Genomic DNA, 1,397 nt, shown 5'->3' with positions numbered 1-1,397 from the left:
CTGTATTTGTCAAGTGAAAAGTGGTTCTTTCCAATGTTAGTTGATTACACGTCTATTTTCAAGCCATAAGATTTTCTTATACAACATATCAAAACTATTACGACCATACATAATTCTTTTTATAACTTTTAATTTATTAACACTTCCTTCTGCTAATCCATTATTATAATCGTATGTAATAGCATTTTTAACCGCTGTAATATCTCTGGTTATTCCATTTATAAATGAATTGATATATTTATTATTTAAGTAAGATGCTTGTTGTATCCATTTATTAATTTTAAATTCAGATTTTTCTTTTAAAATTGTTCTAAAATCAACTACTAAATCAATTATTTCTTTATATTTGGGATACTTTATATTTACTTTATTTACACATTCAATTGATAACCCATTTACTTTAGTTACAGGGTTATATAATAGCTTTAGCAACTTATATCGCTCAACTAGCTCTGATTTAGCTACAGAACTTGTACTATTCTTATGTGCCTCATAAATTGACTTTTTTAAGCGAGTTCTATAATGACGAATAGTGCTGTCAGAGCCTTTATAGCCCTTTAGACGAATTATGGTCTCTATTTCAGATGAAGTATAATTTTTATCTATTAATTCATTGATTTCTTCTAAAAACGGATCTAAAATACTCTTTTTTTTAACATTATAATTTCCATTAATAGCAGAAAATTTATCGTCTAGGTATTTAGTAATTGTCTTACTGGACATTCTAAGTTCTCTTGCGATTGCTCTTATTGAACACTTATTATTGTACATATTTCGTACTACAATTACCTTTTTAATCTTTTGGGCAACTTTATCTTCATGTGACACTTGCATTGAACTTTTTAAATAAGATAAACGCGCATCATTACTCATAGATGATAATTTATTAAATACTCTTATATCCATATTTAATTGCTTACAAATTTGGCTTTTACCAATGCCCTCCTGTAATAATTGAGTTGATTTCATTATTTTTTCTTCTAATGTTAATTGCTTATTTTGAATGGGTGATCTTGAAGTTATACTGTTTGAGTCTGCTTTGTTTACTACATCAATTGCTACTTTGGGTTTTAAGTATTGCATCAGATAGTCTTTGCAATAGGATGTTAGATTTTTCAAAATATGAAATCTGTCACTTACTTGAATTGCATTGGGATGTGCTAACGTAATAGCCTTTTTATATGTAATAGAACCGTCTCTAGAAACTATTTGAATATTAGGATATGATTTTAACCATTTTACTACTTCATCGCAATCTCGGGAAAGAATTAAATCTATAATTCGATGTGTTTCAATATCTATCATGATGGTTCCATATGATTCTCTTTTTTTTATAGCAAAATCATCGATACATATTTTTGTTATTTTCTCTTTATCAATAATTGGCGCTTTTTTTT

The 1,397-nt window shown here is 27.3% G+C and carries 1 protein-coding gene; it reads right to left on the bottom strand.

All coding sequences use genetic code 11. From position 1 onward, the window contains the following. Positions 1-36: 36 nt before the first annotated feature. On the bottom strand, positions 37-1,397 hold a 1,361-nt coding region (locus KPL51_RS23015), incomplete at its 5' end, for an ISL3 family transposase (protein ID WP_216166766.1).

Origin of the sequence: Clostridium bowmanii (genome assembly GCF_018861315.1) — a bacterium.
Taxonomy (GTDB): Bacteria; Bacillota; Clostridia; order Clostridiales; family Clostridiaceae; genus Clostridium_AD; species Clostridium_AD bowmanii.
The sequence above is the reverse complement of the archived record's forward strand: the minus strand, read 5'-3'. Positions and strand labels throughout refer to the sequence as shown.